Origin of the sequence: Gymnodinialimonas phycosphaerae (assembly GCF_019195455.1) — a bacterium.
GTDB lineage: Bacteria > Pseudomonadota > Alphaproteobacteria > Rhodobacterales > Rhodobacteraceae > Gymnodinialimonas > Gymnodinialimonas phycosphaerae.
On sequence record NZ_JAIMBW010000001.1, the window covers coordinates 1942515 to 1959601 of the forward strand.

Consider the following 17087-nt stretch of genomic DNA (forward strand, 5'->3'; position numbering starts at 1 on the left):
AAAGGTGTGGCCGAGTTAGCCCCAGAGCGGCGGCTTTGTCACCATCAGCCAGAAGATAACCGTCAGGGCAATGAAGGCAGGCCAGCCCAGGGCGAACCATATCCGAAAGGCGCGATGCGCCTCGGGCGGGAGGGCCGTGCCCCGGCAAGCAGTCTGCGCCGCGAGGTCCCGGATGCGGATCTGCAAATGCACGACCGGCGCCCAACATACGAACGCCAGCGCGTAGAGGCCATAGGTCAGCAGCAACCAGGGCTCGGTCAGGGACCATCCCGCAAGCCAGACCAGCCACAGCCCCGTTGCAGGTTGGATAAGGCCCGCGGGCGTGGTGAACAGCCAATCGGCGATGACCAGCCCCGACGCGACGCCGTGCACCTGATGCGGGTCAGCCCGACGCATGGCCCACACCATCTGGAACGCGGTGCCGATGCCGGTCCCGAACAACACGGTCGAGCTGAGAATATGCAGCCATTTGGCCAGCAGGTAGGGGTCAATGCTCACCGCTCGTCCTCCAGCACCAGCCAGACGGCGATCAGCATGAGAATCGGCAAGTTCTTCAAGAGCCCCCCAAGGGGCAGCAGCCACAAGGCGGGCGCGATCAGGGTGAATGCAAGTGTGTAGCCGCCGACAAGCGCAAGCTGCGCCGCCCCCGTGACCCGGGGCCGCCAGTTGCGCGCCAACGCAAGCGCAATCGCCAGATCCGCAAGGCCACCTCCGCGCGCGAGGGCGATCCAGACCCAATCGGGCGCGGGCAGATGCGCCGTCATCGGAAGGAATTGGTCGGCAGGCAGGAACAGCCCAAGCAGGCCAGACATCAACCACAGCAACGCAAGGGTCAGTCGGATCATCGGACGCAACAGGAACAGGCGCGCGTGCCACAGGTCTTGCGTACCCGCCGGCCGTGCGGTGAGAAACTGATCGACGCCGCGCGGCCGCGTCTTGAGACGGGCCATCAAGGGGCCTTCATCCGCCTCCACCCCGTGACTGATCTGCGACACCGCCGTGCGCGAGATCGGGCCCATGTTCAACGCGTCGCCCACCGCACCGCCCGCATTGGCGAGGGGTTTCGACATCGGCACCGCGCGGGTTTCCGGCAGACCGAACCAGCCGCGCAGGCCTTGCAACAGGTGCGCTTGGGTGATGTGGGTGGGACCCCCGATATCCCAAGGCCCGGGGCCTGGCGGGGCCTGAAGACATTCGGCGACGACCCGCGCCAGATCCGCGGCATGGATCGGGTTGAACATCTGGCTGCCATCGCCAATCATCGGCGTGCCAAAGGGCAAAGTGGCAAGGCCTCGCAACAGCGACGTGCCGCCATAGGAGGTGTCGGCCATCACAAATCCCGGACGCAGGATCGTGAGGCTGGCCTCATGCGCGACCCCCTCCCCCTTGCGCCGCCAGCGGGCGAAGGGCGTGTCGGCCTCGATCCCCACGGCAGAGCTCAGGACACCCCCCTCGGCATGGGTGTAGGCGGCGAGCGGCGCGTCGACGTGGACGGCCCGAAACCGCGCCTCTGAAGCTGTCAGAAGCCCCGCCGCATTCACCACCACCCGACCCGAGGCCGCGTCTTTCCAGAATTTGGGGGCGTGGGACTTGGGGTCGCTCAGATCAGCGGTGAAAGTCGCAAAGCCCATCCGAGCCAGCCGTGACGTGCGGCGGGCCTAGGCGAGGACATCCCACCCCTCGGCGCGCAGATGAAACGCGATGTGGCGACCGATGAAGCCGTCGGCCCCAAGGACCAGCACCTCTCTTACGCCAGAATCGGGATTCACGGCAGGATCGGGCCTCACGGCAGGACCCGGCCCGCGACCGCATCAAGCCGCGCCATCACGTCCGGGTCTCGCGCCTCGGGCGACGTCATGATCGCGTGCTCCAACGCACGATCGCAGCCCGCCGCGCAAAGCGGCTTGTCCCCTGACAGCGCCTGGGCGATGCCCTTGACCATGGCGCGCGCGGCCGCTGCATTGCCGTGCAACGTTTCGATGATCTGGCTGATATCGACGGCGCCGTGGTCCGGGTGCCAGCTGTCAAAGTCAGTGATCATCGCGACAGAGGCGTAACAAAGCTCTGCCTCTCGGGCCAATTTCGCCTCGGGCATGTTGGTCATGCCGATCACGTCGCAGCCCCATGCGCGGTACATCCTGCTTTCGGCCATGGAAGAGAACTGCGGGCCCTCCATGGCCAGATAGGTGCCGCCATCATGGACCGTCACGCCAGTGGCCTTAGCTGCATCGCGGGCCGTGGCAGAGAGCACCGGGCAGACCGGATGCGCAACCGAGACATGGGCGACACACCCGGTGCCGAAGAACGACTTTTCGCGGGCGAAGGTGCGATCGATGAACTGATCCACGATGACGAAATCGCCCGGTTCCATATGCTCTTGGAACGATCCACAAGCGGACACCGCCACCACATCGGTCACACCGATGCGCTTGAGCGCGTCGATATTGGCGCGGTAGGGAATGGAAGTCGGCGTGTGAACGTGGCCTCGGCCGTGGCGGGGCAGGAACGACACGGTCGTGGTGTCGATCCGTCCGGTCAGGATCTCGTCCGAGGGCGCGCCGAACGGGCTTTGAACCGCAGCCCAGGTCGCGTCCTTCAACCCGTCGATCTGGTAGAGGCCCGAGCCGCCGATGATTGCCAAATGCCGGGTCATTACCCCCTCCCTTATGCTAATGTCCGTACCGTCGCACCAGGCGCGCGGCGATGCAACGGCCGCGCCTGACGTGGGGTTTTCGCAACGCCCCGGATCGTCATCTTGCAACTATCCCGTGACTTACCGCGCCCGTGGGCGTAGGGGAGCGCTAACCGAGCGCTGCCCTGCGGCGCTGATATAAAATTCCCGAACCTACGTGAGGTCCCCATGTCCCGCATCCTTCTGCAGGCCGCAAAAAGCCGTCTATCGCCCGAGTTGTCCAACATGGGCCACGGGTGGGGCATTGGCCGCATGCGGATCGAGGTGCTTGCAGGTCTGACCGTCGCGCTGGCCCTTGTGCCGGAAGCCGTGGCGTTTGCCTTCGTCGCGGGGGTGAACCCACTGGTGGGCCTTTACGCGGCCTTCATCGTCGGCCTGATCACCGCCGTCATCGGTGGTCGTCCCGGCATGATCTCGGGGGCGACGGGCGCTTTGGCCGTCGTGATGGTCAGCCTCGTGGCGTTGCACGGGGTGGAATACCTCTTTGCCACCGTCATCCTGATGGGGCTGATCCAGATCGGGGTCGGGGTGATGAAATGGGGCAAGTTCATCCGCCTTGTCCCGCATCCGGTTATGTTGGGCTTCGTCAACGGGCTGGCGATCGTGATTTTCCTGGCGCAATTGGGGCAATTCCAGGTGCCCGGCAGCGCCGAGGCATCGGGCCACGGCATGGCCAGTGGCGAATGGTTGCAAGGCGCAGAGATGGCGATGATGCTGGGCCTCGTGGTACTGACCATGGCGATCATCTGGGCGCTACCCAAACTCACCACCACCGTCCCCGCGCCGCTGGCTGGCATCGGGATCACGGCGGCCATCGTGCTAATCTTCGGCATCGACGTGCCACGGGTGGGCGATTTGGCTGAAATTTCCGGCGGCTTCCCGGCGTTCCACGTCCCCTTCAGCTTCAGCGGTGGGGAAATCCCGGGTATCTACGGCGATTTCCTCGCCCCCTTCACCTGGGAGACCTTCTGGATCATCGCGCCTTACGCGGGCATCCTTGCGGCCATCGGCCTTATCGAAAGCCTGCTGACCCTCAACCTCGTCGGCGAGATCACCGGCGAGAAAGGCGGCGCGTCGCAGGAATGTGTGGCGCAAGGCGTGGCCAACACCGTCACGGGCTTTTTCGGCGGCATGGGCGGTTGCGCGATGATCGGCCAATCCATGATCAACGTGAAATCCGGCGCGCGCACGCGGGTGGCAGGCATCGTGGCTGCCCTGTTTCTTCTGTCTTTCATCCTGGTGGGTGCGCCGATCATCGAACAGATCCCACTGGCCGCACTGGTGGGCGTCATGTTCATGGTGGTGATCGGGACGTTTGCGTGGAACTCCCTGACAATCCTGTTCAAGGTACCGCTGACCGACGCCTTCGTGATCATCCTCGTGACCGTCGTGACCGTCGCCACGGACCTTGCCACCGCCGTCGTCGTGGGCGTCATCGTCTCGGCCCTCGCCTATGCCTGGCAGAATGCCAAACGCATCCATGCGATCACGCGCGACAGCACGACCGAGCAAGGCGCGAAGGTCTATGAGATCCAGGGGCCGCTGTTCTTCGGCTCCTCGGACGGGTTCATGGAGCTCTTCGATGTGGAGAACGACCCGGACACCGTGATCGTCGATTTCAACGGAAGCCGGGTGGCCGACCAATCCGCGTTGCAGGCCATCGAGGCTGTGGCGGGGCGATATGAGGCCGCGGGCAAAAGGATCATGCTTCGACACCTGACACGGGATTGCCACGCCCTTCTGACCAAGGCAGGCCACCTTGTGGTCGATAGCGACGATGACCCGGATTACGAGATCGCCACCGATTATTCCGTGCGCACGGGGATCCTGGGGGACCACTAAGACGCGTGGCCCTCCCTTTCATCTTGCCAGAAAAACTCCCCGCGGAGCGTCCCGCAGGCGCCGCCAGCGCAAACGCCTATTTTTCTCCGGGACGGTTCAGCGCGAAGACCTCGCGGATGACCGCATAGTCGCGGTAGCCCATCCGGGACAGCGGGTGGAACCGGGTCACGTCGAACATACCGTCGACCAGGCAATCCTCGCGGATATGCACGCCCACGACCTCGCCAAAGACGGCGAAGTTATGGGCCCCTTCCAGCTTCACGATCTGAGTCACGCGACATTCCAGGTTGGCCGGGGCCCCCGCCACGCGCGAACACGCGATTTCGGTGCAATCCGCGCGCTCGATCCCGGCGCGCATGAACTCATCTTCCGTTGCGGGCCAGGGCCCGGACGTCTCGTTCATCGCGTCGCGGGCCGCATATTCGACGATGTTCACGCAGAAAACGCCGGTCTCTCGGATGTTGGCGACGGAATCCTTCGTGTCGCCCCGGTCGGCCTTGGCAGAGGTGGAGGAGAACATCACTTGCGGCGGCTCGTAGGCCACCGCGTTGAAGAACGAATAGGGTGCAAGGTTGTCGCCCCCTCCCGTCCCGCGCGTCGAGATCCAGCCAATGGGGCGGGGGGAGACGATGGCATTGAAAGGGTTGTGCGGCAGGCCGTGGCCGTCTTCGGGGCGGTAATACATCGGGAAGCCTCGCATGAATTCGTGTGGTTTGGCAAAGACCTAGCCTCGTGCTACGCCGGGCGCCAGAGCTAGAGGAGCGGACCGGGCCAAGCATGTACACGCTTTCCCAAGAAAAACTGGACGACGGCCCCGAGGTCGAGGCCCTTTACGACACCTGCTTTGCACCGGGGCGAGAGGCGCTCAGCTCGTACAGGCTGCGCGATGGTGTGCCGCCCGTGGCGGGCCTTTGCCTCGTGGCGCGCGACGATCTGCAAATCGTCTCGGGCGCGGTGCGATTCTGGCCCGTGCGCGTGGGCCGGTCCGAGGCGCTGTTGCTTGGCCCCATCGCGGTCCACCCCACGCGGCAAGGCGAAGGCTTGGGCGGGCTGTTGATGAACGCGGGGCTGGAGGCGGCGCGCATCAGGGGCTGGCAGCGTATTCTGTTGGTCGGCGACGCGCCCTACTACGAAAAATTCGGCTTCACCCGGCTTGCCGGCGTTGCCATGCCCCCGCCCACCAACCCGGCCCGCGTGTTGGGTTATGGCGACTGGGCAGACGTCACCGGGAACGTCACCCGCTGGGGCGGATAGCGCCCGCCAAGACCATGCGCCCGCGCAACAGGTTTGCGCCAAAGTGGCATGCGCGCTTGATCCCCCGCGCGGCCCTTGCCATCAACAGCGTATGTGGCGTGTTGTTGTCGTTCTTCTGCTTGTCGGCCTTCCCTTCCCGCGCGCCTCTCACGCGCAGGAATTCATCGCCGTTCCCGATATCATCTCGGACGAAGCTTTCTATCGGCTGGTGGCCTGCGCCGCCCGCCCCGGCGGCGAATGCGCCAAGCCGCTGATCTACTGGCCCGAAGACCGCCGCCTTGCCCTACGCGTCGGCATTGCAAGCACTGCCGACAGCTTCCGCGACTACCGCTTCGACATCGTGGATGCCGCCATCGACGCCGCCATCGCTGAAATCAACGGCGCGGGCGCCCACCTGTTTCTGGAACGCGTCTATGAGGGCGAGATGGATATTCCCTTCTATCTCGTGGACACGCCCCAAGGCGGGACGATCATCGGCACCGGTGTGGAAGAGCTTGACGGCTCTTCCATCGCGATCGGACGCGTTGCGATCCGGTCGCGCGGCCAGGACATCGTTGCCGCGACCATTGCCATCAGCCAGGATATCCGGCGGCGCGAGATTGCCTCGGTTATCCTTGAGGAGCTGGTCCAATCATTGGGGCTTGTCACCGATATCGCCTCGCCCGCCTATGAGCTGTCGATCTTTGCCGAGAATGGAAATTCCATGACTCGCCTGCGCGGCCAGGACGCCAGCGCCCTGCGCCGCCATTATCCCCGCCCCGGCGTGCCCGAGCGCGAAACCAATTAACCCCATCCGAAAGGGCCCGAAGCCGCCATGATCGCCCAGAAAACCGTGCAGGATTACATCCGCACGATCCCCGACTTCCCCCACGAGGGGATCATGTTTCGGGACGTCACGACCCTGTTTCAGGACCCGCGCGGGTTCCGTCTGGCGGTGGACCAGTTGCTGTCGCCTTTCGTGGGCGAGACCATCGACGCCGTCGCGGGCCTTGAGGCGCGCGGCTTCATTCTAGGGGGGGCGGTGGCTCATCAACTGTCCAAGGGCTTCGTGCCCGTGCGCAAGAAGGGCAAGCTTCCCGCCGCCACGATCGAGCAAGCCTATACGCTGGAATACGGTGAGGCCGTGGTCGAGATCCATGACGACGCCGTGCAACCGGGCGATAAGGTCCTGATCGTCGATGACCTTCTGGCCACCGGCGGCACCGCCGAGGCCGGCATCAAGCTGATCGAACGCTTGGGCGCTGAGGTCATTGGCTGCGCGTTCGTGATCGACTTGCCGGATCTTGGGGGGCGCACGAAGGTTGAGGCGATGGGCGTGCCCGTCCACGCGATTTGCGTCTACGAGGGCCATTGAAAAGGCCACGATCCGGCCCCAATGGTGAAAATTCTGTATTGGCGCCCGCAGGTTAACCTTACGTTAAGGATCATTTCCTAACACTCGTACATCGCCGCGTATTTGGCGCGCTTTTGTGCTTGTTGTATCCAGTAGCTGCACGTCCTGACCCCAATCCGGGGCGTGCAGCCCTGACCCGGCCTCCCTGCTCCATTGTCATCCCCGCCCCATCCCGATAGGGCTATGGTCGCTGCGGGCGTGATGGAATTGGTAGACATACCAGACTTAAAATCTGTTGGGCCTTGTGCCCGTGCGGGTTCGAGTCCCGCCGCCCGCACCACGTTCAATTTGCGCGACCGGCCTTTGGCCTTTTTGAGCGCGTTCGTGCGCTTGCCGGTTTATCCTTTCGCCTTCCCCAGTCCTGTCTTGGCCTGCCGCGCTTTGCACTACGTGAGGCCCGCGCGCGCTCAGAACGATCTTCAGCCCTTTCTGGCGACGATAAAGCGGCGCGGTGGGCGCTTGGGGTAGTCCCCGGCGGCGATGATGTCGAACCCTGCCATGCGGATCTCGCGCTCCAGGCGCGCGGGCGTCAGGAAGTTGAAATCCGGCGCTTTTCCCAACAGGCGAAGCGCCGAGACCAAGGGTTGGAAGACGCGGTATACGCCCCCCAGACAGGGCGTTTTGGAGATGAACAGACCGCCCGGACGCAGGTGTTGCGCGACGTCCGCAAAGGCCTGTCGTCTGTTGGGCAAAAGATGCAGCAGGTTGAAGGCAAGGATAGCGTCAAAAGGTCCCTCGGGCAGAGACCCATCGCAGGGCTGCCCGACACACAGATCAAGGTTCTCCACCCCGGCCTTTGAACGTCTTTCCCCTGCAATCGTTATCATTTCAGCGGAATAGTCACTCGCTACATATCGCTCGACGGCATCCGCCAACCTTAACGCAGTCGTGCCCGTCCCGCATCCCAGTTCAAGCACCCGGTCGCCCGGGCGCAGGTGTTCCCGAACAAGATCCAGCGTGTGCTCATAGGTCTCTGGGTTGCGCATCTGCATTTCGGCGTACCGCCGCGCGACGCGGTCCCAGAACGCGGCTCCCCTGGTCATGTCTGAACCACCTACGATTGCGCCCCGGCGGATTTGACCAACCGCCCCAGACCATCCTTGTTGATCAAACGCACCTCCCCCCGAGACTGCGCGACCCAATCGCGGCGCTGAAATTCCGCCAGCGTTCGCGAGATCACCTCGCGTGCGGTTCCAAGCTCGGACCCCAGAACGGCGTGGGTCGCGTGGACCACATCGTCTGCATCCGCAAGCTCCAACAAACGTGAGGCGAGGCGGACATCCATGCGTTGGAAAACGATGTCATCGATCAGCGTGAACAGATCCGTGATCCGGCGCGAATAGGCGGTGAAGACGAACTCGCGAAACACCGGAGACTTGGCGACAAGATCGTCGAAGGTGCGGCGCGGGATCGCCACGGCTTTGACTGCGGTCTCGGACGTGCCTTCTGCCGCGTAATCTTCGAACGCCAACATGCAGGCGGTCGTCAGGACGCAGCTTTCCCCGGCATGAACGCGGTAGAGGAAAACCTCTCGGCCCGTCTCGGAACGCTGCTGAACCTTCACGGTGCCATCCAACAGAAGCCACAGGTTATCGGCGGTTTGACCGGGCGCGAAGATCTCGACCCCGGCGGGGACCGAGATGATCTTGCTGCCCGCCACCAGTTCTGCCCGGATGTCTTCCGGCAACCGCTTCAGTCCTTTGAAGTTATCGATCCATGTCTCTTTCATTCGCTTCTTCCTTGCGGGCAGTGCGTTTACGTCATTCAGAGGGATTTGGTCGAAAAATACCAATCTTTGGTGTCATACCCCTCCGACATGCGCGCCTCTGCCGCGTCGGCGGTCTGCGGCGTGGGCACGATCACGTCCTGGCCCGGGTGCCAGTTCTCAGGTGTCGCCACGCTGTGGGTATCCGACGTGCGCAACGCTTTGACAAGACGCACGAATTCGTCGACAGAGCGACCATTCGTCATGGGATAGTAGACCATTGCCCGCAGGATGCCTTCGGGGTCGATCACGAAGGTCGCGCGCACCGCTTGTGTGTCAGACGCGCCGGGCTGGATCATCCCGTAGGCCTGCGCCACTTTCATGTCTAGGTCGGCAATGATCGGGAAGGGAATCTCGACGCCGAAGCTGTCCTTGATCGACCGCATCCAAGAAATATGGGCGTAGTGACTGTCAATCGAAAGGCCCAGAAGTTGTGTGTCGAGGGCGGCAAATTCGTCGGCGCGGTTGGCGAAGGCCATGAATTCCGTGGTGCAAACCGGGGTGAAGTCAGCCGGATGCGAAAACAGGATCAGCCATTTGCCTTTGTAGTCTTCCAGCGTCTTGCGCCCGTTTGTCGTCAGGGCGTCGAAGGCTGGGGCCGGCTCGTTCATGCGGGGAAAGGGGGCGGCGGTTTCGGCGGTGGGGGCTACATGTGCGTTCATGACGTGCCTCTTTGTTAAAGGGATGAGGTAGGCATAGACTCCGCGTCATGATCCTGGAAATTGATTGTATCTATTCTGGTCATTCAATAAACCGATTACAGATGACGACACTCCGCCAACTCAGATTTCTTGCTGCCTTGGATGAGGCGCAGAATTTCTCTCGCGCCGCAGACCTGTGCAACATAACCCAGTCGACGCTGTCGACCGGGTTGAAAGAACTTGAGGCGCGGCTTGGCGTTCAAGTCGCCGAACGCACCAAGCATAGCTTTATGATGACGCCCCTGGGGCGTGACCTGGCCGACCGGGCCCGCGGTATCCTGGCCGAGGTTCAGGATTTCGAAAACCTGGCGCAGCGCGAACGCAATGCCGGTGTCACCAGCATTCGCTTGGGCACGATCCCCACAGTCGGGCCCTTCCTGATGCCCCGGGCGATGCCGTTGCTGCGCAACGCGTTGCCCGACACCAAGTTCTATTTGCGCGAAGAGCTGACCGACGCGCTGGTCGATGGCCTGATGGAAGGCCGCCTTGATCTGCTTCTGATCGCCCTACCCCATCCGCTGCCCGCGCAAATCGAAACCGAGGTTCTGTTTTCCGACGGCTATTGGCTGGCCACACCCCATGATCATCCACTGGGCAATCGAGACATCGTGGAGGGCGAGGATCTGGCCAATCGCCATCTGTTGCTGCTGGAAAAGGGGCATTGTTTGCAACGACATGCGCTGTCTAGTCTTGATGGCATCAATCTGGACGAGGACCAAACCTTTTCGGCCACCAGTCTGTCGACGCTGGTGGCGATGGTGGAAGAGGACCTTGGGATCACCATGCTGCCGAAGCTGGCGGTGGATGCGGGGCTGTCCAAGGGGCACAAATTGCACCTGGGCGATATCCGGGGTGCCCGCCCGCGCGACGTGGCCCTTGCGTGGCGCAAAAGCTCTCCCGATGCGGACCTGTTTCACAAGATTGGCCAAAGCTTGATCGCCGCGCGCGCCGGATTGCGGGAAACAAGCCCGATTGCGCCCTCCGACCTCTGAAAATCTGATATAGATCAAGGTCGCGCAGCCCGGAAACTTCTACCACGTAGGAGTTAGATTCTGGAGGTTCGCCATGTTCAAGTTGGCAGCAATTCTTTACTCGGTCGTCGGCCCATCCCTTGCGGGCAGCGCCGTCGTGATCTCGCTTGTGGCCGGATACGATACGCTTGTTCCGATCCTGATCGCCTCGGCCGCAGGATTTCTGGTGGCCCTTCCAGCAAGCTACGCCGTGGCCAAGATGATCACCGGCGCCAAGCAAGCTTGAGCGGGTGAGGTTGGGCCAAACCGAAACGGATCGACTTGGCCCATTTCCACGCATCAAAAGCTGAGCACACGCGCTTCTGGGGCCATCAATCGGGCTGCCATCGCGCCGGGCTCGGCCACGCCGATGCCATCCAGAAGGACCGAGGCATCTTCGCCCCGGCCCAGTAAGTAGATCGCGCAGACATCAACCGTTGCGCCGGTATTCTCGCGGATCATCTGCATCAGGCCTTGCGGGCTCATGTCACGGGGCGGCTGGCCCGCCGTGGCACTTTCAGGCGCATCGCGCAGGGCCAGATCGCCCGCCGGGCCGCACAGGAGGATATGGGCCTCCGCCCCTTGCTGCGCGGCGGCCATCGTCAGCACCATCGACATCAATTGCGTCTGCGGATCGGGCGAGGTGACGACAGTTACCACGCTGGTCGCCTCTTGCGCACAAACACCAACAGCCGTGGCGGCGACAAGCACCGTTGAGAGCATGCGTTTCTTCATGGATCTTCTCTTTTGGGTTCAGAATTGATTTCGGGGGCGCGGTGCGCTTGTTCCCAGCCGCATCCATCGGGCGATCGCCAGGGCGAAACGCGCCGCCCTGTGCGTTAGTGAGCTTCCTACACCACCATCTTGTGCAGCACGCGGCGCACGAAAGGAGCCACGACCAGAACGCTCGGAAAGGCGATGGCCCAAGACGAGAGCCATGCAGATAGCCAGTTGCCGACGAAACCCGGCCCCATTCCGGCTGCAAGGAATGTCGAAACCCCTGAGATAAGCAGGGACATGAAGCACGAGAGCAGAAGACCGAAGGCGATATGCTCGAGCGGACGCGGGATGAAGGGTCGCATTTTCTTTCCTTGACGGTTTTGGAAGGGGCGGGTCGGGCGTGCAGTGTCAGCCGCCTCGTTTGAGCATGCGCCGTGGCGACATCCGCTCCATCACCCCGGTCTTGAGCACGAATTGCTGCACCAGAGCCCCCGCAATATGCAGCACAATCAGCGCCAGCATGACCTTCGCGGCCACCTCGTGGGCTTCGGCGGGCAACTCCAGCCCCGCCACCCAGGCCAACGCGCCCGAAATCGGCATGCCAATCAGCAGCACGTAGAACGCCAGATGGGTGATCTTGGCCACGATCTTCAGAGCTTGCGGCTCTTCCTTGGGCAAGGCTGGCGCACCCCGGCGCAAGCGAAGGCCAACGCGCCAAAGGGTGAGCAGCAAGATCAGGATGCCAACGATGGCATGGGGGTTCAGAAACGGCTCGTTCGGGATCGTGCCATCAATGCGCGCATCCCACGCATCCGCGATCCCTTCGTGGAACAGATATTGCCCTGCCAACAGGATCACGATGATCCAGTGCAAGCGCACTTGGCTGGCGGAATAGGCCGACACGTTGGACATTTTCTGGCCTTTCAGCTGTCGTTGGAGGATTGCGTCGTACGCCGGGATCCGAGCAGCGACTCGAGCGTATAGACAAGGATCGCCATGCCCACAGCGCCCATCACCGCGATGCCCAGAAGCACGATCACGTCAACGGGACCGCCAATGTCCGAGACATGGGAATGCGTCATCACCATCACGAACCACACGGCCAAGACCGCGCCCACAGGCATCGACAATTGCGCATAGAGGAACTTGCGCCAACTGACCGAGCGGTCGCGGATCAGCACGAACAGATACCCCAGCGTGACCAGAACGGCGGCCACAACCATGGCCCAGAAGAGACCGCGCCCGAAGATTTCCTCGAAAACGGCAATCATGGTTCCGAATGTAAGATCTTGCATGGTCTTCCCTCCTATGCCCGGCCGCGCAGCATGGCGTTATACGTGGCCTTGAGCGCCACTTCCTTCATCAACCAGCTGATCCACAGCTCTTCCAGCGGCGCGATGATGCCGGGAAAGGACGGGACAAGGTTGTTGTTGTAATCAAACTCCACCAGCATCGCGCGGCCGATGCGGGTGATCATCGGACAGGAGGTGTAGCCGTCGTAGGTGGCGGTTCCTTCGCGGCCCTCGATGGCGGCGACAAGATGATCTTCGACCACGGGCACCTGCCATTTGACCGACGCGGCGGTCTTGCCCTTGGGCACGCCCGCCACGTCGCCAAGCGCGAAGATCTCGGGATATCGCAGGTGGCGCAGGGTTTGCATGTCACATTCGACCCAGCCCTGATCGGTCCAGCGGTCGGCCCATGACAGGCCCGATTGACGCACGAATTCGGGCGCGCGTTGGGGCGGGATGACATGGATGTAGTCGAAATCCACCTCTTCGGTGCCGCCATCCACGGCGAAGGTCGCACGCTTGGCGCCTGCATCGATGGCGGTGAGCGTGCGGTTCATCAGCGTGTCGACGCCGCGATCCTCGAACAACATCCGCACCTTTTCCGCCACAATGGGCACACCGAAGAGCGCGCCCTGCGGCGCGGCGTAGACGATGTTCATCTGGCCCGCATTGCCCGCCCGGCGCGCGATATCGTCGATCAGGAAGGTGTGCTTGAGCGGCGCGCCCGCGCATTTCATCTCGGTCGCGGGGCGGGTGAACAGACCCGTGCCGCCCTCTTCCGTGTAGCGGCTGGCCGCCGCCCAAGTACGGGCGGCATATTCCGGCCCCGCGTAAAGCGCGCCGATGCCGTTTTCGCCGACCATATCAAGGCTGAAGCCGTCGATGGCGTCATGATCAAGGATCAAACCCGGTGCCACGACCAGCCAGTCGTACCCCAGTGTCTCGCCGCTTTCGGTCGAGACTGTCTTTGCCTCGGCATCCACCGCCGCCACCCGTTCGGTCAGATACGTGATGTCACCGGGCAACCAGGTGCTGTTGTCGGACACCACGTAGTTGGCAGGTTTCAGACCTGCCGCCACAAGGGTCAGCCCCGGTTGATAGAGGTGATTGGACCGTGGATCGATGATCGTGATTTCGGCACCCTCAAGCCGCCGCACCAATCGGTTGGCCAGCGCCGTCCCCGCCGCCCCTGCCCCGATGATCACGATCCGCGCCGATGTCTGGATGGGCTGCACCTGCGCAGCACCTTCGGCAACGATCACCGATGCTGCTGCACCGCTGGCCACGGCCGCCGTCAGAAATTGTCTTCTGTCCATTGTCATTCCTCCTGCGGGGCCGCGAAAACCGGCATCCCCGCTTGTCCCTATTCCCCGATGGCAGCCGGTGCCGGCGCATCATCCATTTCCGTGAGTTTGCGGTCGCGCTGCATTTCCAGCCACATGGCGTTCAACACCGCGAAAACGGCCGCAAGCGGGAGGCCCAAAAGCCAAGCAAAATACCACATTGATCCGTGTCCTTTCTCAATAAACGCTGTCGGAATTGCCGGTGACGTCGGCCTCGGTGACCTTGCCCCACAGCACTTTGTAGACCCATGCCGTGTACATCAGGATCAGCGGCATGAAGATCGCCGTGACCACCAGCATGATGAACAGCGTCTGGTGCGAGGACGACGCGTCCCACACCGTCAGGGATGAATTCGGATCGACGGTCGAGGGCAGGATGAAGGGGAACATCGTCAGGCCAACGGAGGAGATCACGCCAGTGATGCCCAGTTTGGACCAGAGCAGCGTGGAAACCTCGCGTCCGGCCATCAGGCCACGCACGGCCATGGCCATTCCGGCGAAACCCATCAGGGGCGCGAGGATGATCCACGGACGATCGGCGTAGGCCGACAGCCACGATCCGCCGCGCGCTACTTCCGAGTAGAGCGGGTTGGACGGGCCGTCCGTGACAACCTCCCCCACGATCGCGAAGCCGTCGATCCCGACGGCCAGCCACAGCCCCGCAAGGGCATAGCTGCCCATGGCCACAAGGCCCGCGACGGTGCCGATGCGGCGGGCGCGCTCGGCCACCACGCCTTCGGATTTCAGGCCAAGCCACGCCGCGCCATGCATCAAAAGCATGGACAGGGACACGACACCGGCCAGCAGCGCGAAGGGCCGCAGGAGACCAATGAACTTCATCGCGAAGTTGCCGTCATAGCGCGGCATCAACATGTCGGTCAGGTGGAACGGCACGCCCAGAAGCACGTTGCCCACGGCCACGCCAAACAAAAGGGCCGGCACCGCGCCGCCTGCAAACAACGCCCAATCCCAGCTATTGCGCCACGTCGTGCTTTCCCGTTTGGAGCGGTACTTGAACGCCACGGGCCGCACGATCAGGGCCGCGAGGACCACGAACATGGCAAGGTAGAAGCCCGAGAAGCTGACCGCGTAAAGCGGTGGCCAGGCGGCGAAGATCGCACCGCCGCCAAGGATGAACCAAACCTGGTTCCCCTCCCACACCGGGCCGACCGTATTGATCGCCACCCGGCGTTCCACATCCGTCTTCGCCACGAAGGGCAGAAGCGCGCCCACCCCCATGTCAAAGCCGTCGGTCAATGCGAAGCCGATCAGCAGCACGCCCAGAAGCGCCCACCAGATGATCCGCAAGATGTCATAGTCGATGAGTTCAGTAAGGATCATTGGGTTTACTCCGCAGGGGTGGCATTGGCGCCGGGGATCACATTGTCCACGGCAGAGGCGGCGCGCGCTCCGGCGGGGGCAAAGGGCCCCTTGCCGTCATGGGTGCGCAAACGATGCTCGTGACGGGCTTCCCAGGCTTCGGTCTCTTCGACATCCTGGAACGGACCCTTGCGGATGTACTTCAGCATCAGGCCCATCTCGACGATGAAGAGGATCGAGTAGAACAGCATGAAGCCCGCCAGCGTTATCAACAGATCCGCCACGCTCAGGTGGCTGGCCGACAGGGCTGTCGGCAGGACACCATCCACTGTCCACGGCTGTCGCCCGAACTCGGCCACGAACCACCCCAGTTCCGCGGCGATCCACGGGGTCGGGATCGCGAAGACGGCGGCCCACAGGGCCCAGCGGGGATAGGTCTGCCCTTTGAAGGACGAGCGGTAGAAGAAGTAGGCCATCACCGCGATGAACGCGAAACCAAGGCCCACCATCAGGCGGAACGCCCAGAACAGCGGCGCCACGGTCGGCACGGTATCTTCTGCGGCCTGCGCGATCTGCTCGGGCGTGGCGTCGCGCGGATCGTCGACGTAGCGCAGCAGCAGATAGGCAAAGCCCAGATCGCCGGAATGGGCCTCGAACGTCGCGCGGACCTCTTCCGGCGTGTCGTCTCTCAAGTCGCGAATGGTCTGCAAGGCGTCAAAGGCGATGATGCCGCGTTCAACCCGAACGTGGGCTTCTTCCACCAATTCCTCGATGCCCGGAATTTCCTCGTTCAACGAGCGTGTGCCGATCAGGCCCATGGCCCATGGGATATGCACGGCGTAATGCGTTTCGCGCGCTTCCTGGTCGGGGAACCCGATGAGGGTGAAGGAGGCCGGCGCCGGTTCGGTTTCCCACATCGCCTCGATCGCGGCGAGTTTCATGCGCTGGGTGTGGCTGGCCGAATACCCGGATTCGTCGCCCAGAACGACAACGGACAAAGCCGCCGCCAACCCGAACGAGGCCGCGACCGTGATCGACCGGCGGGCAAGCTCCACATGGCGGTTCTTCAGCAGATACCACGCGGAAACACCAAGGACGAAGACCGCGGCGGTCACATAGCCCGCCGAGACGGTGTGCACGAACTTGGCTTGCGCAACCTCGTTGAACAGCACCTCGAAGAACGACGTCATTTCCATGCGCATCGTGTCGGGGTTGAATTCAGCGCCCACAGGGTTCTGCATCCAGCCGTTGGCGATCAGGATCCATAGGGCCGAGAAGTTGGACCCGATCGCCACCAGCCACGCCACCACAAGGTGTTGCACGCGGCTGAGCTTTTCCCATCCGAAGAAGAAGAGGCCCACGAAGGTCGCTTCCAGAAAGAAGGCCATCAGGCCTTCGATGGCCAGCGGCGCGCCGAAGATGTCGCCCACGTAGTGGCTGTAGTAGCTCCAGTTCATGCCGAACTGGAATTCCATGGTGATGCCGGTGGCCACGCCAAGGACGAAGTTGATCCCGAAAAGCGTGCCCCAGAACTTCGTCATCTGCCGCCAGATCGGGCGGCCCGTCATGACATAGACCGTCTCCATGATCGCGACGATGATCGACAGACCCAGCGTCAACGGCACGAAGAGGAAATGATACATGGCCGTCATCGCAAATTGCAGGCGCGAAAGCTCGACGATATCCAAATCCATAAGCGCAATTCCTTCTGCTTTCGACCAGATACGACTCGATCTCGGCGACTCGGACCTTGGT

Annotated in this window: 22 protein-coding genes and 1 tRNA gene; 7 read left to right on the forward strand and 16 right to left on the reverse strand. The window is 62.8% G+C overall.

Annotated elements, in window-relative coordinates; all coding sequences use genetic code 11:
• Positions 1-15 precede the first annotated feature (15 nt).
• The 4 genes from KUL25_RS09565 to KUL25_RS09575 are packed head-to-tail and all read right to left on the reverse strand — an operon-like array spanning position 16 to position 2653.
• Positions 16-498, reverse strand: coding sequence for a DUF2269 domain-containing protein (locus tag KUL25_RS09565; RefSeq protein ID WP_257892737.1), 483 nt, complete (start codon positions 496-498; stop codon positions 16-18).
• Positions 495-1631 (reverse strand): DoxX-like family protein, encoded by a 1137-nt coding sequence (locus KUL25_RS09570; protein WP_257892738.1) that lies wholly within the window; start codon positions 1629-1631, stop codon positions 495-497. Before KUL25_RS09570 ends, KUL25_RS09565 begins: the two co-directional genes overlap by 4 nt.
• Positions 1632-1658: 27 nt before the next feature.
• Positions 1659-1769 (reverse strand): NAD-dependent epimerase/dehydratase family protein, encoded by a 111-nt coding sequence (locus KUL25_RS21840; RefSeq protein ID WP_345790967.1) that lies wholly within the window; start codon positions 1767-1769, stop codon positions 1659-1661.
• Between the two features lie 14 nt (positions 1770-1783).
• A complete protein-coding gene (locus KUL25_RS09575) occupies positions 1784-2653 on the reverse strand; it encodes an S-methyl-5'-thioadenosine phosphorylase (RefSeq protein WP_257892739.1) in 870 nt (289 codons plus the stop codon).
• Positions 2654-2860: 207 nt separating this feature from the next.
• On the opposite strand from KUL25_RS09575, the gene KUL25_RS09580 reads away from it, so the two are divergent.
• The gene (locus KUL25_RS09580; protein ID WP_257892740.1) at positions 2861-4534 is read left to right on the forward strand and encodes a SulP family inorganic anion transporter; all 1674 of its coding nucleotides are present in this window, start codon (positions 2861-2863) and stop codon (positions 4532-4534) included.
• 76 nt (positions 4535-4610) lie between these two features.
• Here KUL25_RS09580 and KUL25_RS09585 read toward each other — a convergent pair whose 3' ends face one another.
• Positions 4611-5219 (reverse strand): flavin reductase family protein, encoded by a 609-nt coding sequence (locus KUL25_RS09585; protein ID WP_257894838.1) that lies wholly within the window; start codon positions 5217-5219, stop codon positions 4611-4613.
• Between the two features lie 92 nt (positions 5220-5311).
• Here KUL25_RS09585 and KUL25_RS09590 point away from each other — a divergent pair, with 92 nt between their 5' ends.
• The 4 genes from KUL25_RS09590 (at position 5312) to KUL25_RS09605 (ending at position 7461) form a co-directional block, all read left to right on the forward strand.
• Complete coding sequence (locus KUL25_RS09590; protein WP_257892741.1) at positions 5312-5788, forward strand: GNAT family N-acetyltransferase; 477 nt, start codon at positions 5312-5314, stop codon at positions 5786-5788.
• A gap of 91 nt (positions 5789-5879) precedes the next feature.
• Complete coding sequence (locus tag KUL25_RS09595; RefSeq protein ID WP_068354315.1) at positions 5880-6575, forward strand: DUF2927 domain-containing protein; 696 nt, start codon at positions 5880-5882, stop codon at positions 6573-6575.
• A gap of 27 nt (positions 6576-6602) precedes the next feature.
• Positions 6603-7142: an adenine phosphoribosyltransferase gene (locus KUL25_RS09600; RefSeq protein ID WP_257892742.1), complete on the forward strand. Its 540-nt coding sequence runs from the start codon at positions 6603-6605 to the stop codon at positions 7140-7142.
• Positions 7143-7373: 231 nt separating this feature from the next.
• Positions 7374-7461, forward strand: a tRNA-Leu gene (locus KUL25_RS09605).
• 139 nt (positions 7462-7600) lie between these two features.
• Here KUL25_RS09605 and KUL25_RS09610 read toward each other — a convergent pair.
• Genes KUL25_RS09610 through KUL25_RS09620 form a run of 3 tightly spaced genes read right to left on the reverse strand, consistent with a single transcriptional unit; the run spans position 7601 to position 9608 of the window.
• Complete coding sequence (locus KUL25_RS09610) at positions 7601-8224, reverse strand: class I SAM-dependent methyltransferase (RefSeq protein ID WP_257892743.1); 624 nt, start codon at positions 8222-8224, stop codon at positions 7601-7603.
• An 11-nt stretch (positions 8225-8235) separates the two neighbouring features.
• Positions 8236-8910 carry a Crp/Fnr family transcriptional regulator gene (locus tag KUL25_RS09615; RefSeq protein WP_257892744.1) on the reverse strand — a complete coding sequence of 225 codons (675 nt, stop codon included), beginning with the start codon at positions 8908-8910 and terminating at the stop codon, positions 8236-8238.
• 35 nt (positions 8911-8945) lie between these two features.
• The gene (locus tag KUL25_RS09620; RefSeq protein ID WP_257892745.1) at positions 8946-9608 is read right to left on the reverse strand and encodes a peroxiredoxin; all 663 of its coding nucleotides are present in this window, start codon (positions 9606-9608) and stop codon (positions 8946-8948) included.
• Positions 9609-9709: 101 nt separating this feature from the next.
• Here KUL25_RS09620 and KUL25_RS09625 point away from each other — a divergent pair, with 101 nt between their 5' ends.
• Together KUL25_RS09625 and KUL25_RS09630 are read left to right on the forward strand one after the other, a co-directional pair.
• On the forward strand, positions 9710-10639 hold the full coding sequence (locus KUL25_RS09625) for a hydrogen peroxide-inducible genes activator (RefSeq protein WP_257892746.1): 930 nt from the start codon (positions 9710-9712) through the stop codon (positions 10637-10639).
• A 73-nt stretch (positions 10640-10712) separates the two neighbouring features.
• The gene (locus tag KUL25_RS09630; RefSeq protein WP_068354296.1) at positions 10713-10904 is read left to right on the forward strand and encodes a CTP synthetase; all 192 of its coding nucleotides are present in this window, start codon (positions 10713-10715) and stop codon (positions 10902-10904) included.
• A 53-nt stretch (positions 10905-10957) separates the two neighbouring features.
• Here KUL25_RS09630 and KUL25_RS09635 read toward each other — a convergent pair whose 3' ends face one another.
• The 8 genes from KUL25_RS09635 to KUL25_RS09670 all read right to left on the reverse strand — a co-directional run bounded on the left by KUL25_RS09635 (position 10958) and on the right by KUL25_RS09670 (position 17026).
• The gene (locus KUL25_RS09635) at positions 10958-11392 is read right to left on the reverse strand and encodes a DsrE family protein (protein WP_257892747.1); all 435 of its coding nucleotides are present in this window, start codon (positions 11390-11392) and stop codon (positions 10958-10960) included.
• A 116-nt stretch (positions 11393-11508) separates the two neighbouring features.
• On the reverse strand, positions 11509-11739 hold the full coding sequence (locus KUL25_RS09640) for a DUF2798 domain-containing protein (RefSeq protein ID WP_257892748.1): 231 nt from the start codon (positions 11737-11739) through the stop codon (positions 11509-11511).
• 46 nt (positions 11740-11785) lie between these two features.
• Positions 11786-12289, reverse strand: coding sequence for a cytochrome b (locus KUL25_RS09645; protein ID WP_257892749.1), 504 nt, complete (start codon positions 12287-12289; stop codon positions 11786-11788).
• An 11-nt stretch (positions 12290-12300) separates the two neighbouring features.
• Positions 12301-12672: a DUF5368 domain-containing protein gene (locus KUL25_RS09650; RefSeq protein WP_257892750.1), complete on the reverse strand. Its 372-nt coding sequence runs from the start codon at positions 12670-12672 to the stop codon at positions 12301-12303.
• An 11-nt stretch (positions 12673-12683) separates the two neighbouring features.
• Positions 12684-13985 (reverse strand): NAD(P)/FAD-dependent oxidoreductase, encoded by a 1302-nt coding sequence (locus tag KUL25_RS09655; protein ID WP_257892751.1) that lies wholly within the window; start codon positions 13983-13985, stop codon positions 12684-12686.
• Between the two features lie 47 nt (positions 13986-14032).
• Positions 14033-14173, reverse strand: coding sequence for a cytochrome bd-I oxidase subunit CydX (cydX, locus tag KUL25_RS09660; protein ID WP_257892752.1), 141 nt, complete (start codon positions 14171-14173; stop codon positions 14033-14035).
• A gap of 16 nt (positions 14174-14189) precedes the next feature.
• On the reverse strand, positions 14190-15353 hold the full coding sequence (gene cydB, locus KUL25_RS09665; protein ID WP_257892753.1) for a cytochrome d ubiquinol oxidase subunit II: 1164 nt from the start codon (positions 15351-15353) through the stop codon (positions 14190-14192).
• Between the two features lie 5 nt (positions 15354-15358).
• Positions 15359-17026, reverse strand: coding sequence for a cytochrome ubiquinol oxidase subunit I (locus KUL25_RS09670; RefSeq protein ID WP_257892754.1), 1668 nt, complete (start codon positions 17024-17026; stop codon positions 15359-15361).
• Positions 17027-17087 lie beyond the last annotated feature (61 nt).